We start from the raw sequence: 13,850 nt of genomic DNA on the forward strand, positions 1-13,850 counted from the left end.
GGGAATCATGAGAGCGATGCGTTTGGCAACATTGTCTGCTGGAGATAAGGGGGGCCATGCCGAGCAACGGCATGGCAACTTTCGCTATGTGAGTGTACAGACCGGGGAACAGCCGCTAACTCGCTATCAAGGCACATTCAAGTGCAGATATGGTTATGGCAGAGCGGCTGAGACGGTACATCAGGGAGATACCGGACAGGACTTTGCTGCGGTACGTATGAAAGGGAATATCTGCAATTTTGTTTTGTGTGATGGCGTAGGCATGAGTTACCTGGGCGATTTTGCAGCGCGTTTTCTAGGGAATGCTTTGCTGGATTGGTTGGAAACGACGCAACACACAACGGTAGAGGGTGTTGAGCGTCTTCTCCATGATCTTACCCTTCCCGCATCGGAGCAATTGGAGAAATTACAGCCACTGGAAAGTTCCCCTTTGTTGCTGCGTGAAGTATTGATGGAAAAGCGAAGTCGGGGCAGTCAGGCCATGTATGTCTGTGGGCGGATTGAGCTCACGGGAGGCGGCCGCAAAAGTCGGGTGTGGCTTGCGTGGCAAGGAGATTCCCGTATTCGCCTGTGGCGTAATGGTCAGGAACAGTCTGAATTATTTCAGACTCACTGCAAGACAAATGAGCGTTGGTCTACCCTTGAAGGACCTGTTGGTGGTAAGCCGCACATCTGCGAGATGAAAGGGTCCGCAGGAGATTCACTGCGTCTTCAGTTATATACGGATGGACTGAACGACCTGGATGCCATTCAAGCCTATGTCCCGGATGAACACATTCAGGTATTGCTGGATGCGACACATACCGGCGGTCTTGAAGATGATGCCGCTTTCATTGAGCTGGAATGGTGAGTGCGGGATATCAAGTTGTGGATCGATCCTGATGAAGCTGTGACAGCGGCGAAGATCAACTGTGAAAAAACTTGTTGGTGTTGATTTAAAAGACACTCTTTTTGGGTAATCTTGTGAAGAATTGGCTTTCACGATGAGTATGAACGTACATTCTTACATAATTGCTAAAATGAAGGAGTGGGATGGATAATGACACAACATAACGGCAAGTCACGGTTCCAAGGCAAGGTTGCGATTATTACCGGAGCAGGATCCGGGATTGGGAAAGCCACTGCGGTCAAGCTGGCTAAAGAGGGTGCACATGTTGCATTGTTTGATCTGGTGAATGATCGGATCTCGGAAACGGAAGCAGAGATTAATGCGCTGCACCCCGGTGCGGCAAGAGCATTTGATGTAGACATTTCCGACCCGGCACGTGTGGAAAAGGCTGTACTGGAAACCGTTGAGTTATTCGGCGGTTTGGATATTGTTTTTGCCAATGCGGGCATTAACGGTGTATCGGCACCGATTGAGGAAATTCAGGTTGAAGATTGGCAACAGATTATTACAACCAACCTGAATGGTACGTTTTTCACGATTAAATATGCATTGCCTCACGTGAAAAAACGGGGTGGCGGCAGTATTATCATCACGAGTTCGATTAATGGCAATCAACGCTTCTCAAGCTTTGGCATGTCGGCATACAGCACGTCCAAGGCAGGACAGGTTGCTTTTGCCAAGATGGCTGCGCTTGAGCTGGCGAAGTTCAAGATACGTGTGAACGTGATCTGTCCAGGAGCGATTGCAACAAATATCGATCAAAGTACGGTCAAAACGGATGATCTACAGCAGATCATCATTCCGATGGAGTTCCCGGAAGGACAGCAGCCGCTGGCGGACGGGCCGGGTCAGCCGGAACATGTTGCCGATCTGGTAAGTTTCCTCGCATCGTCCGAATCCAGACATATTACCGGAGCAGAGATCGTTATTGATGGTGCCGAATCATTGCTCAGCTAAGTGAGTATCCTGGATAAATTTCATTTTTGCTAAGGCGTGTCTTAGGGTGTGTCTGCGATAGTCGTTCCTCTGGAACGGCTTTTTTTGTTATAATGCTAACATTCGAATAGAGATACTGAAGAGCAGTAGGGTACATTCATTAGGAGCGATTATATGCATATAGAGTTACCGATACAAGAGGTTATTCCTGAGTTAAGACAATTATTTCGGGATCAAGATACAGGTGTGTTAATTGCAGAGCCAGGAGCGGGAAAAACGACTGTTGTTCCGCTGGCTTTGCTGGAGGAGCCGTGGGTTGCTGGACGGAAAATCATTATGCTGGAACCCCGAAGGCTGGCTGCGCGTTCGGCTGCATCGAGACTGGCGGCTACGCTTGGAGAAAAAGCGGGTCAGACCGTAGGATATCGTGTACGCATGGATACCAGGGTGAGTCAGGCGACGCGTATTGAAGTTGTGACGGAAGGGGTATTGACCCGGATGTTGCAGCAGGACCAGGGTCTTGAGGATACGGCGATGATTATATTTGATGAATTCCATGAGCGGCATCTACACGGGGACTTGGGCTTGGCCCTGGCATTAGAATCGCGAGCGATGTTACGTCCAGATCTAAAATTGCTGGTGATGTCGGCTACCCTAGATCCTGTTCCCGTCTGTGCATTGCTTGGCGAAGGTACAAGATCAATTCACTGTCCCGGACGCACGTTTCCGGTGGAAACTCGATATGTACCGAGACCGGCAGCTATGCAGTTGGAACAATTCACGGCTCAGACGGTGACCAGGGCATTAGCTGAACAGGAGGGAGACGTGCTTGTTTTCCTTCCTGGCGCAAGAGAGATACACCGTACAGAGCGAGAGTTATTAAACGGTTCTCTTCCTGCGCACGTGAAAGTTCATTCCCTGTATGGCAGTATGCCGATGGAACAACAGGATGAGGCCATACGGCCGGCGGCTGAGGGGTCGCGCAAAGTTGTGCTGTCCACTTCCATTGCGGAATCCAGTCTCACACTCGCTGGAGTTAAGATTGTGGTGGATGCAGGGCTGAGTCGTGCATCGGCATTTTCGCCGCGCACGGGAATGAGTCGGCTTGTCACTCTGCCGGTGTCCAAGGCGTCAGCCGATCAACGGCAGGGTCGTGCAGGGCGAATTGCCCCGGGGGTGTGTTACCGGCTATGGAGCGAAGAGGTTCATGGGGGACTGCCTGAGGCAGCTCGCCCGGAGATCACCTCCGCGGATCTTGCGCCGCTGGCGCTGGAGCTTGCCGTCTGGGGTGTCCAGTCCCCAGCAGAGCTACAATGGCTGGACACCCCGCCTGACGCCGCCTACGGCCAGGCACAGGCGCTGCTGCGCCAGCTGGGCGGCCTGGACGACGCAGGCCGCATCACGCCCTTCGGGCGGCGGATGAACACGCTTGGCGTGCATCCGCGACTGGCCAGCATGCTGCTCCGCGCAGCGGAGCTTGGGCTGGCCAGCTACGCCAGCATGCTGGCGGCACTGCTGCAGGAGCCTGCCGGCCTCCGCAGCAGTGGCAGTGCAGGCGCGGGCACGGACCTCCGCCCGCGCGTAGAAGCGCTGCTGACCGCTGACAGCAGCGGCATGCCGCAAGCGGCAGCGGCTGTCGCAGACGGCGCGGCCGTGCGGCGCATGCTCCAGGAGAGCCGCCAGCTACGCTCGGCGCTCGGCCCGGCGGCCGATCCGGTGCGGCCGGATGAGGACAGCTGCGGATTGCTGCTGTCCTTCGCCTATCCGGACCGGATCGGGCAACGCCGGGAGGACGGCCGCTATCTGCTGAGCAGCGGCCGCGGCGTACGGCTCGCAGCGACAGAATCGCTGAGCCGTTCAGCGTATCTGGTCGCAGCTGAGGCAGACGACCAGGGCGCAGATGCGCGCATCCTGCTGGCTGCGCCGTTGCAGGAGCAGACATTGGTGCAGGCAGGTCAGCACTTGCTGCACGATGAAGTGCAAGTCGCCTGGGATTCCAATACCCGCAGCGTGCGCGCACATAAGAGACTTCGGATTGGAGCCCTTGTGATTAAAGAGAGCAGTATTGCACAGCCGCCTGAAGATCAGGTGCTGGAAGCACTGTTAACCGGAATACGAATGGAAGGGCTGGATTGCCTGCCTTGGACAAAAACATCCAGACAACTTGCGGACAGGCTGCGGTTCCTGCATCTCCATCTACCTGAGTGGCCCGACCTGATCGAAGATGATCTGACCGAAGAGTTGGCAGAACATCTTACCCCTTATCTGACAGGCATGCGATCGGCAGCCGACCTGAAGAGATTGTCGATGCAGGATGTATTACTGGGTGGATTGAGCTGGACGCAACGACAACAACTGGACGATGAAGCGCCGACGCATATACAGGTGCCCAGTGGCTCACGTATTCCTGTGGACTACAGTCGTCCAGAGGACCCGGCGCTGGCAGTAAGATTACAGGAGATGTTTGGACAACAGGAGACACCGCGTATAGCGGGTGGGCGAGTCCCGTTGACCATCCACTTGTTATCACCGGCTCAGCGACCTGTACAGGTCACACGAGACTTGGCGAATTTCTGGCGAGAGACGTACTTTGACGTCAAAAAAGATCTGAAAGGTCGTTATCCGAAGCATTACTGGCCGGATAATCCACTTGAAGCGGTCGCCACAAATCGGGCCAAACCACGGGGCAAATAGATGAATTACTTCATTTTTAAAGACATCAACGATTTGGCTCCCAAAGGGCGCTCTTCATCAGGCTCAGACTCTGCTGAACAACCTTCAGTTTTGTAGCTGATCGAATCATTCTCTACCTTAAAGCATCATCCTCTAACCAGGACGTGTCTCAAAACTCGCTGACGTGCATCTTTTACTACCTTTTCGCCCCATGTTACGTTACTTTGCCTTTTCGCTCCATGCTGCGTTACCTTCCCTTGAAGTGCCCCGGCACGCCTGCTGAAAACTTTCGGCATGGAACGAGAATTCAGCAAAATCTGCTTTTTTAGAGGTTGAAGGTACACCCCAGAGCGTATCTTCAAACCTGCCGAAGCTGAAGCGTAACTGCACGTGCCTGGGGAGCTGAACATGGAGCGGAGCGCTAACGAACTTGTGACGTCTTATTCAGCGATTTGAAGCGCCCACAGTAACCTAAGGAATCTAAAACACGCTATATTTGAATAACCAGCCATTTACAACGGGTTTGTCAGGTGATTTTGGTAAATAACGTGTCTCATGTTCCTTACAAAATATAAGGAGGGCCCGAAGGATAAATAAGACGTCCTCGGTTCCTTAGAAAATCGTCTGGGACAATCCGCCAGGATCAGCCAGTCTGGACTTCAAGATGTTATGGACCCTAACATCCTTCAACGTAGAACATGCCTGATAACGTATCACATACCTTAGTTTGAAGGCACACCCTGATGAGGATTAATAAGGAATGAACTTCAGCAATTTTTTACTATCAACACATAGTATATTGACTTGCAAACGTTTAAAAGAAACTTAGGCGGGTAATAACATAGCGAACCACTCAATAATATGAGGAGGGATTCACTATGCAGAAGAAAATCGTAGGTGTGTTTAATACAGAACGTGAAGCATCGCAGGCTATCGAGGGTTTGAAAGCACAAGGATTCACTTCAGATGAAATCTCCGTTGTTACACAAGATCGGGATGAACTGAAGGCAATTCGGGAAGAGACAGGTACCAAAGCCCCTGAGGGCGTGGCTGCTGGTGCAGCAACAGGTGGTGTCCTTGGTGGCGTAGCCGGTCTGCTCGCAGGTATCGGTGCACTAGCCATACCCGGCATAGGACCGATTCTGGCCGCAGGCCCTATCGCAGCAGCATTTACCGGTGCAGCTGTGGGTGCAGGAGCTGGCGGATTGGTGGGTGGACTTGTGGGTCTTGGTATTCCGGAAGAGGACGCTAAACAGTATGAGGAGTATGTACAGAATGGTAAAATCCTGTTGCTCGTAGATTCTACGGATCGGGACTCCGATGTGTACGATGTGTTCAGTGGCAACAGCCAGCTTAACCGAGACAGAGCCGAAGCAGCTCATCGCGGAGATGTGCCAGCCGAACGTCCGGATCTGGATATGGAAGAACGCAGATTGGAAGCCCAAAACAAGGCAGCGCGATTCGGTAACAATACATTCCTGTAATCTTGCCGCGAATATAATCGTTATGAAATAAAACCCAATGACTTTTTATCTGCAAAATGGAATGACATATATGATCCACCAGATGGTCATTAGCCGGTTTCCTTAAGGGAAGCCGGCTTTTGTCCCTGTGTTGCATATGGGTGGTTGTCAATAATGTCGGATGGTGTTTTTACCCAGTCAAGCAGGGAATAACAATACATATAACAGTACAGCCAAAGCGAGTCCAATCACCAGTAGCATCATGGTAAGAAACTGGATTAATCCGGTCGATGCCTGAAACGTCTGTTCATTGATTTGGGTACGCTTCCGATGATAGGCTGCTGCCGAATACATAATGATGGATATGCCGCCAATCAGAGAAGTGATACCCGTAATAATCGCCGCAATATGTGCAAGCCGATCATACGCCGACGAGTTGAAACCAAATCCGGCAGCAAGAAATCCGATGCCCGCCATGGCAATACCGGTGCGTACCCAGGCCAGAAAAGTTCGCTCGTTAGCCAGATGTTGCTGGACATACTTGGAATCGGTAGTGGTTACGTCTTTGTCTGTTAAAGAAATGTGAATCAACTCCGTTCATTAAATATACGGCTTCATTGTACTTTGTTTTTATCGCAAAACCAAGAAAGGATGGCTGAATGTATGCCTCGCAAAGAACGAATTATAGAAATAGAGAGCTTAAGGGGAATTGCCTTTGGAGCGGTGGTTCTCCAGCATTCCATCGCACATTACTCATTAGTCCCGGAAACGAGACTGGAGGATGGCGTGTTACTGGCCATACTGCTGATGCTCTCCAAATTTGCAGTTCCTTTATTCATATTCATAACAGGTATGGTGCTTTTTTATAACACGGGAGACAAGCTGCATTACGGCAAGTTTATGAGAAAAAGAGTAAACGACGTGATCGTGCCTTACCTGATCTGGTCACTCATTTATTTTACACTTGCACCGCGGGGCTGGACCGGATTTGGATGGAATGACATCCCAGACCTAGGCCTGAAGTTGCTTACGGGCAAAACGACTTCACACTTTTGGTATATCATTATGTTGATTCAGTTTTATCTGTTATTTCCGCTCTTTTTGCGAGCCATTCGTTATGTATATAACCGATATGAGGCCAAGGGGCGCTTGATCGCATTATTGATTTCTGGTGTGGTGTATCTTGTACTTGCGGATCAATTAAGAAACATCGCCAAGTTCATGGAACAGGTGAATATTCCGGTGCTGACAGATGCTTTTACAACGTATGCAGACCGTAATTTCCTCTATTTCTTTATTTATTTTGTACTTGGTGCAGCAGCGGGGTTATCTGTCCAGCACTGGAATGAATGGATTCATCGATTGCGCTGGATATACTGGACAGTGTTTATTGTTCTGGGTCTGCGGTTTACTTATTTATTAATGCTGGAGTTTCAAAAGCCGGAGGGAATCAAAATTACGTTCTACACAGTCAGCTTGATCCGCCCTGATATGGCACTCTTTCTGATCGCTTCCATTATGGTCATGTACCAGCTGGCCGGAAAACTTCACAACCTCAGGGCTACACGATTGCTGGGATGGATTGGTGGTGTATCGTATGGCGGTTATCTGATGCATATGTTGATGCTGCGGTATAGCTACATTCCGGATGAGTTGTTTTACGTTGCTATGGGATGGAACCCTGTCGTCCGAATGATCATCACCTGGTTGTTGGCTCTTACATTATCCTGTGTAGTGACATGGCTTATCTCGCGTGTAAGCTGGGGCAAATGGATTGTGGGAACCGTACCGAAGTCTGTCCGCGATAAATGAATCCATCAACATATGAAAAATTCATAATAGATCACCACAGCCGCATAGAAGTGTACGGGAGTACGAGAGTATATGAACACAAGATACAGGAGCACAGGTATTACAGCTTTTACAGCTTTTGCACAGACTTTCTTGTCATTAAAATTCGATCTCACGACACCCTGAGCCCTGAAATAAACAACTTTTGAATCAATTTCATAACTCACTAAAAATGGATTTCTGTAACTGGATATAGACAAATTGAACCGTTTCGATCGATATCCAGCCTTGATTGAAGCAGCTAAAGGTATTATGAAATTGATTCGTTTGAATAAAAATTAAAATTTCATTACCTGAAAAATTCACAACAGGAAACCTTTTTCCGTGCTTACCTAGGTTAACGCGTATCCTCACGATTTCTTGCTCACCTTTTTTAAAGATAGATAAAAGGGAGGCAAAGCGGAGAAAGATGGCAGAACCCGAACATAAGTTTTATAATACTAGATATATAGGTTCTGACAGGAGGGGAATGAACGTGGCTTTTATGATTGCACAGCGGGCATTTATCAAGCTGTATCTGATTACGATGGTTGAACAGCACAGGGGGTATGGTTACGAGATGCTGGAGGCGATGAAGCAGGAATTCAAAGACTACGGTTATGTACCACCCCAGAGCGAGGTATATCGGGCATTACATGAATTGGTACAACAGGGTGTATTTTATCGCACGAAGAAGCTGAAGGGTAACGATCCAAAGGTCGATTTTCAGGAAATCGTTTTATATCATTTCACGGATGATGGTGCGGAAAAAGCTGAGTTATACAAGAAACAGGTCAAAACGGATCTGGATCGTTGTCTCGGCATGTTACACAAAGCAGAAGAGGACAATTACGGTACGAAAGGAAGATGAGCATGAACAGACAGTTACAGTGGGGTGTACTCGGTACGTCAACCATTGCCAAAAATGCAGTCATTCCAGCGATCCAGCAGTCCGAACGTGGTGAGGTGTTGGCAATTGCCAGCCGTAGCAAGGAAAAAGCGGGAACCCTTGCCGAAGAACTCGGTATTGCCAGATCGTATGGCAGTTATGAAGAGCTCATCGCTGATCCGGACATTGAAGCCGTCTATATTCCTTTGCCTAACCATATGCACAAAGAATGGACCATCAAAGCGGCACAGGCTGGCAAACACGTGTTGTGTGAGAAACCGGCTGCCCTGAATGCTGATGAATCGGCAGAAATGATTGAGGTATGTCATCAGCAAGGCGTTCTTTTTGCAGAAGCAATTATGTATCGATATCATCCCAAGCACAGACGTGTGCAAGAGATTATAGCTAGTGGAGAGATTGGCATCGTCAGAGCCATCCATGGTAACTTTACCTGTAATACCGCTGATGATAAGGAGAATGTAAGGTTCAAAAGAGAGATGGGCGGCGGATCATTATTTGATCTTGGCGTGTATCCCATCTCCGCGGCCCGGATGTATCTGGGACAGGAACCGGAAGCGGTGACAGTTCACGCTCTATTCTCGGACGAGCATGATGGCGTGGATATGATGGCGTCGGGACTGGTAGAATTTCCGAATTCGGTAGCTTTAACTTTTGACTGTGGTATGTGGGCTTCAGGTCGAGCGGAGATGGAGATTCTCGGGACGGAAGGGCGGATTGAACTGCCAAAAGTGTTTGGCTGGGAGAACAGTGATATTCCACCTCAGATTATTGTACACACGGATTCGGTCAGCCGTGAGGAACGTGTATCCGTGTCGAATTCCTATGTGCTTCAGGTGGAGACGTTTGCAACGGCTGTGCTTGAAGGAGAGGCCTTACCTTTCAGTCCGGAAAATACCATTCAAAACATGCGCGTTATTGATGCGTGCCTGGAATCGGCTCGAACTCGTCAACGTGTGCAATTGATCGGTTAGATTAGGTCAGGTCATATTAAACATACTAGAAAAGTAGACTCCATCTTCAGGGATGAGAGTCTTTTTTTCTGTCTTAAAATGTTACCATTATAATATTTTACAATTTAAACGTCTTTATTTGATATTTCTACCAAATTGATGTGATATAAATAGTCATGAGATGACTTGTTTACTATAATCTAGCAGAACATACAACTAGACCATTACAGCTTACAGAACGCATATCGTGACCACGTTCATCTACTTTGAAGGATTGGGAGGCCGGATTGATGAAAAAGTTGATATCCACCGCATTACTGGCATTGTTGTTAACGTTTGTTTTCCTCACAGGTTCACAGTTCACTCCAGTCGGACAGCAGAAGGCATCTGCTGCAACATGTACCATCATCAATACGTTTACGGGTGTAGCAAATTATTTGAGTGCAAACGGAACGTTGCCATGTAACTTTATTACCAAATCACAGGCAACAGGACTTGGCTGGGTAGCGTCAAAAGGAAACTTGGCTGTAGTTGCTCCTGGCAAAAGCATCGGTGGGGATACATTTGGCAATCGGGAGGGGCTTCTGCCTTCGGCCAGCGGACGTACATGGCGCGAAGCGGATATTAACTATACTTCCGGCTTCCGTAATTCGGATCGAATTGTGTACTCCAATGATGGACTCATCTACAAAACGACAGATCACTATGCATCCTTTACACGTTTGAAATAGAGGAAGGAGCAGCCATGAATACCGTGATTCTGGATGGAGAAGACTTTGCTAGTAGCGTTGAACTTCATCAACAATTAAGGGTTAAGCTTAAACTGCCGGATTTTTATGGCGGTAATCTCGACGCTCTGTGGGATTGCCTGACGGGTACAATTGAACTTCCACTAGAGTTAAAATGGACCAACTACCAAATCAGCGAAGAACGACTGGGGAATGAAGCAGGCCGGGTACGTGATTTGATGTTGGAGGTACAGGCTGAACAGGCTGGATTTCAATTGCTTGTTGAGAAGTAGGTAGCAAATAAAGACAGTTCAAATACAATACGTCCAGCCGAGCAGACCACATGTGGTCTGTTTTTTTGTGTTATAGGAGGTTGTTCAAAAAGTCTTTGTGTTGATTACGAATCATCTGAAAGAAGAGCGAGATTTTACTTTTCTTCCTTGTCGTTAAAATTATTTTCACGGAGGTATTGATTTCTGCATGACTTACGTTAAAATAAAATTAACATGAAAAATATTTTAACGTTGAGGAGTGAAAAGGGATGAGCGATAACACAGCAGTTGGCAAGCAAGGTATGGGTGAGTTAATACGAATCAGACCGTACATGCAATTTATGCTTAGTAAAGTTGTATCCAGATTTGGTGATTCGATTGATTCGATTGCCTACAGTTGGATGGTTTACATTCTAACCGGTTCGAAAGTGTTGATGGGTACGTTGCTGGCGGTGAATTTTTTGCCCAATATCCTTCTGGGTCTGTTCGCCGGGGCTTTGGTTGATCGCATGTCTCCCAAAAAAGTGATTGTGATTACGAATACGGGTCGCGGGTTGTTGGTGGGTATTACAGCTTTGCTGTTTGGTTTGGGCCAACTTGAAGTCTGGCATCTGTTTGTCATCACGATTCTGAATTCTTTGCTGGAATGTTTCACTACGCCTGCGGAAGTGTCCAGTGTCCCCAGATTGCTTCCCACATCGATGCTGCTTTCGGGTAATGCCATGTCCTTTTCCGCAACCAGAGTGGCCGAACTCGCAGGACTTGCAGTGGCGGGTGCCCTTATTGCTACAATAGGGATTGCCTGGACGATCTTGATTGATGCGGGGTTGTTTGCGCTAAGTGCTTTAATGATGAGCCGAGTAGGCTACCCTGAAGTCTCAACATCTGCTAACAATGAAGATAAAACATGCCTTACTTTTAATTCTCTTTCATCCGACAAAAGTAGTATATTCTCCGAAATGGCGGAAGCTTTTCATTTTCTTCGTAAACATGCCTTACTTTTAATTGTCTCCATCCTGTTTGCTTTCGTTAATTTCTGCCTGATGCCGTTTAATGTTCTTCGTACACCCTATGTCATTGAAACGCTGCATGCTGGCGCTGGGGGATTAAGTCTGCTTAGTGGGCTGATGGTGGGAGGTATGTTGCTCAGTGGAGTATGGTTGACACAAAGGGGAGCGAATTATCGTAAAAGTGTGCTGGTCATCAGCGGTATTGTCATGTTGGGTCTCAGCTATGCGATGACGGCACTACCCGCTTACATGACTTCCTTCCAACTGCCGGTTGCAGCGGCCTTTTGTCTACTGATGGGTATGGGGATTCCGCTGGCTACAACACCGCTGGCCACCTATCTTATGGAAGTTACCCCTTCGGAGATGCTGGGTAGAGTGTATGCCCTTCAGAGTATGCTTGTCGTGAGTGTTGCACCCCTTGGGAGTCTGGCTTCGGGAGCACTTGCGGATTGGATGACCATGCCTGTTCTGTTTATTGTCTTCGGTATTATGCTTGCCATGTCAGCAGGTATGTTGTTATTTAGCAAAAGTTTTCGAAGTGCTCTGTGAAGATATTCAGAAGTGATCATTAGCCAATTTTCTGTATCAAGTCATTTCTCGCTCGTTTTGACCGAAGTCCTGACGCAACGTTATAATAGAGATATCGATGGACAACAGGTACCCCGGAAATGAGGATACAGGGATGGCGCACAAGGTTCTTTCAACAATTGAAGAAATTAAAATCTACTCCGATCCGTATCGGATACAGATCATGAATATGTTTAACAAGCAGGGCAGACCATCCACTGTCAAAGAGATCGCCGACCAGATGGGTGAGGTGCCAGCCAAAGTTCACTATCATGTGAAAAAGCTGGAGAAAATTGGTCTGCTGACCATCGTTTCTACACGTGAGATTAATGGGATTATCGCAAAATACTACGAACCATTCACCGGAGAGATCCATCTCCGTCACGAAGATGAAGACAAGGAAAACTCTCCATTGAAACAGGTGTTTCGGTCCGAGACGCTCAAATTATTAAATGAGATGTTCGAACAAAGTCGTCAGCGATTCATGCATCAGGCGGAAAACGAAGATCGGATGTTTCTCTCGGACATCACGCTGTATGCAACCCGTGAGGAAGTAGAGCAGCTGTATAAAAACATCATAAAACTCTGTGAACCCTATACTACAAAAGAGAATCGACAAGGGGAACATGAGGTCTTTCAGTTATTCTCTGCTCTCTCTAAACCTATAGTGAAAATACCTGCTTCTAAGACAGATGCAAAAGAGAAAAAGAAAGCTACGTCCAGTAAGGGTAAAGCAACTCCGAAAACGTCTCGATCTGTGTCTAAGCGGCAGGAATCTGCATCATCTGGTAGTGAGTCGGAAGAATAAATGGGTTTAGCGTTATCGCAGGAAGCAAGTAACGGCAAATGTGAGAGACTGCTATGGAGAAAACTAGAAAAAGCCGCCCAATGGCGGCTTTTTAATGCGTGATAAGGAAGGCTAATGGTGGAGCGGTCTATGGAATCAATCAATTTTGACGCTTAACGTTTCGGTTCATAACAAAGTTACATGTTCTCATCGTAGCCCTTCACATCACGTTTAGCTGCGGTTGCGGGGGAGTTGGATGTACCATATTCTTCGACCGCTTCCCAGGCATCTGCGTTGTCGAACTTGCCGGCCCGCTGCTGTCTTCCTTCTCCAGCACCACTCGGAGGCATGGTCATTACCTCTTCTTCAACGGGCCGATCGTTGCTGATCTCCCGATTAGGCGTGTCGTCAATACAGTAAGCCGTATAGGGGATAGCTTCAAGTCGTTCGAAGGGAATATCTTCGCCGCACGTTACACAGGTTCCATATGTACCTTGCTCCATACGTTCCAATGCGTCGTTCACTTGATTGAATTCGTCTGTTAATGTATCGTCAATCGCCAGATCACGGCTGCGTTCAAATGTTTCCGTACCGGCATCTGCCGGATGATTATCGTAGGAGGACAGCTCACCGGTTGAATCTTTCAGCGACTCGACTGGAGCACCGTCTTCCATGCTGGATTCAAAATGACGTTGCAAGTTTTCACGTTGCTCCAAAAGGGCGTTTTTCAGTATTTGATGTTGATCTTTAGTTAATGTACTCATAAGGACATGCTCCTTTCCCGTTGTGGGGTGTAGTGAGTCTTTACCCGAATTGGATGAAAAGCAATCATTTT

The 13,850-nt window shown here is 48.1% G+C and carries 13 protein-coding genes; 11 read left to right on the forward strand and 2 right to left on the reverse strand.

Annotated features, from left to right (window positions below; translation table 11 throughout):
• The first annotated feature begins 7 nt into the window (after positions 1 to 7).
• From MKY01_RS12020 to MKY01_RS12035, 4 genes are all read left to right on the forward strand, one after another.
• A complete protein-coding gene (locus MKY01_RS12020) occupies positions 8 to 850 on the forward strand; it encodes a protein phosphatase 2C domain-containing protein (protein ID WP_036609194.1) in 843 nt (280 codons plus the stop codon).
• Between the two features lie 189 nt (positions 851 to 1,039).
• Positions 1,040 to 1,846 carry an SDR family NAD(P)-dependent oxidoreductase gene (locus tag MKY01_RS12025; RefSeq protein ID WP_017689067.1) on the forward strand — a complete coding sequence of 269 codons (807 nt, stop codon included), beginning with the start codon at positions 1,040 to 1,042 and terminating at the stop codon, positions 1,844 to 1,846.
• 153 nt (positions 1,847 to 1,999) lie between these two features.
• Positions 2,000 to 4,519 (forward strand): ATP-dependent helicase HrpB, encoded by a 2,520-nt coding sequence (hrpB, locus tag MKY01_RS12030; protein ID WP_339286460.1) that lies wholly within the window; start codon positions 2,000 to 2,002, stop codon positions 4,517 to 4,519.
• A gap of 857 nt (positions 4,520 to 5,376) precedes the next feature.
• Positions 5,377 to 5,982 carry a general stress protein gene (locus tag MKY01_RS12035; RefSeq protein WP_017689064.1) on the forward strand — a complete coding sequence of 202 codons (606 nt, stop codon included), beginning with the start codon at positions 5,377 to 5,379 and terminating at the stop codon, positions 5,980 to 5,982.
• Positions 5,983 to 6,159: 177 nt separating this feature from the next.
• On the opposite strand, the gene MKY01_RS12040 is transcribed toward MKY01_RS12035, so the two are convergent.
• A complete protein-coding gene (locus tag MKY01_RS12040) occupies positions 6,160 to 6,552 on the reverse strand; it encodes a DUF202 domain-containing protein (RefSeq protein ID WP_282321816.1) in 393 nt (130 codons plus the stop codon).
• Between the two features lie 72 nt (positions 6,553 to 6,624).
• On the opposite strand from MKY01_RS12040, the gene MKY01_RS12045 reads away from it, so the two are divergent.
• The 7 genes from MKY01_RS12045 to MKY01_RS12075 all read left to right on the forward strand — a co-directional run bounded on the left by MKY01_RS12045 (position 6,625) and on the right by MKY01_RS12075 (position 13,036).
• A complete protein-coding gene (locus MKY01_RS12045) occupies positions 6,625 to 7,773 on the forward strand; it encodes an acyltransferase (RefSeq protein ID WP_282321815.1) in 1,149 nt (382 codons plus the stop codon).
• 514 nt (positions 7,774 to 8,287) lie between these two features.
• Positions 8,288 to 8,662 (forward strand): helix-turn-helix transcriptional regulator, encoded by a 375-nt coding sequence (locus tag MKY01_RS12050; RefSeq protein WP_036609188.1) that lies wholly within the window; start codon positions 8,288 to 8,290, stop codon positions 8,660 to 8,662.
• A 2-nt stretch (positions 8,663 to 8,664) separates the two neighbouring features.
• Positions 8,665 to 9,672 (forward strand): Gfo/Idh/MocA family oxidoreductase, encoded by a 1,008-nt coding sequence (locus MKY01_RS12055; RefSeq protein WP_282321814.1) that lies wholly within the window; start codon positions 8,665 to 8,667, stop codon positions 9,670 to 9,672.
• A gap of 269 nt (positions 9,673 to 9,941) precedes the next feature.
• Complete coding sequence (locus tag MKY01_RS12060) at positions 9,942 to 10,382, forward strand: ribonuclease (RefSeq protein WP_076318556.1); 441 nt, start codon at positions 9,942 to 9,944, stop codon at positions 10,380 to 10,382.
• Positions 10,383 to 10,396: 14 nt separating this feature from the next.
• Complete coding sequence (locus MKY01_RS12065; RefSeq protein WP_127543685.1) at positions 10,397 to 10,672, forward strand: barstar family protein; 276 nt, start codon at positions 10,397 to 10,399, stop codon at positions 10,670 to 10,672.
• 248 nt (positions 10,673 to 10,920) lie between these two features.
• Positions 10,921 to 12,210 (forward strand): MFS transporter, encoded by a 1,290-nt coding sequence (locus MKY01_RS12070; protein ID WP_339286461.1) that lies wholly within the window; start codon positions 10,921 to 10,923, stop codon positions 12,208 to 12,210.
• A gap of 133 nt (positions 12,211 to 12,343) precedes the next feature.
• Positions 12,344 to 13,036, forward strand: coding sequence for a helix-turn-helix domain-containing protein (locus tag MKY01_RS12075; protein WP_076326798.1), 693 nt, complete (start codon positions 12,344 to 12,346; stop codon positions 13,034 to 13,036).
• A 176-nt stretch (positions 13,037 to 13,212) separates the two neighbouring features.
• Here MKY01_RS12075 and MKY01_RS12080 read toward each other — a convergent pair whose 3' ends face one another.
• Complete coding sequence (locus MKY01_RS12080; RefSeq protein ID WP_036609176.1) at positions 13,213 to 13,779, reverse strand: TraR/DksA C4-type zinc finger protein; 567 nt, start codon at positions 13,777 to 13,779, stop codon at positions 13,213 to 13,215.
• Between the last annotated feature and the right edge of the window lie 71 nt (positions 13,780 to 13,850).

Source organism: Paenibacillus sp. FSL R5-0486 (assembly GCF_037975155.1).
Lineage (GTDB): Bacteria > Bacillota > Bacilli > Paenibacillales > Paenibacillaceae > Paenibacillus > Paenibacillus amylolyticus.

Excerpts from the sequence above, each read along its gene's own strand:
- MKY01_RS12070 (WP_339286461.1), top strand. The coding sequence starts at position 10,921 with ATGAGCGATAACACAGCAGTTGGCAAGCAAGGTATGGGTGAGTTAATA.
- MKY01_RS12065 (WP_127543685.1), top strand. The coding sequence starts at position 10,397 with ATGAATACCGTGATTCTGGATGGAGAAGACTTTGCTAGTAGCGTTGAA.
- MKY01_RS12075 (WP_076326798.1), top strand. The coding sequence starts at position 12,344 with ATGGCGCACAAGGTTCTTTCAACAATTGAAGAAATTAAAATCTACTCC.
- MKY01_RS12045 (WP_282321815.1), top strand. The coding sequence starts at position 6,625 with ATGCCTCGCAAAGAACGAATTATAGAAATAGAGAGCTTAAGGGGAATT.
- MKY01_RS12035 (WP_017689064.1), top strand. The coding sequence starts at position 5,377 with ATGCAGAAGAAAATCGTAGGTGTGTTTAATACAGAACGTGAAGCATCG.
- MKY01_RS12025 (WP_017689067.1), top strand. The coding sequence starts at position 1,040 with ATGACACAACATAACGGCAAGTCACGGTTCCAAGGCAAGGTTGCGATT.
- MKY01_RS12080 (WP_036609176.1), bottom strand. The coding sequence starts at position 13,779 with ATGAGTACATTAACTAAAGATCAACATCAAATACTGAAAAACGCCCTT.
- MKY01_RS12060 (WP_076318556.1), top strand. The coding sequence starts at position 9,942 with ATGAAAAAGTTGATATCCACCGCATTACTGGCATTGTTGTTAACGTTT.
- MKY01_RS12020 (WP_036609194.1), top strand. The coding sequence starts at position 8 with ATGAGAGCGATGCGTTTGGCAACATTGTCTGCTGGAGATAAGGGGGGC.
- MKY01_RS12055 (WP_282321814.1), top strand. The coding sequence starts at position 8,665 with ATGAACAGACAGTTACAGTGGGGTGTACTCGGTACGTCAACCATTGCC.
- hrpB (WP_339286460.1), top strand. The coding sequence starts at position 2,000 with ATGCATATAGAGTTACCGATACAAGAGGTTATTCCTGAGTTAAGACAA.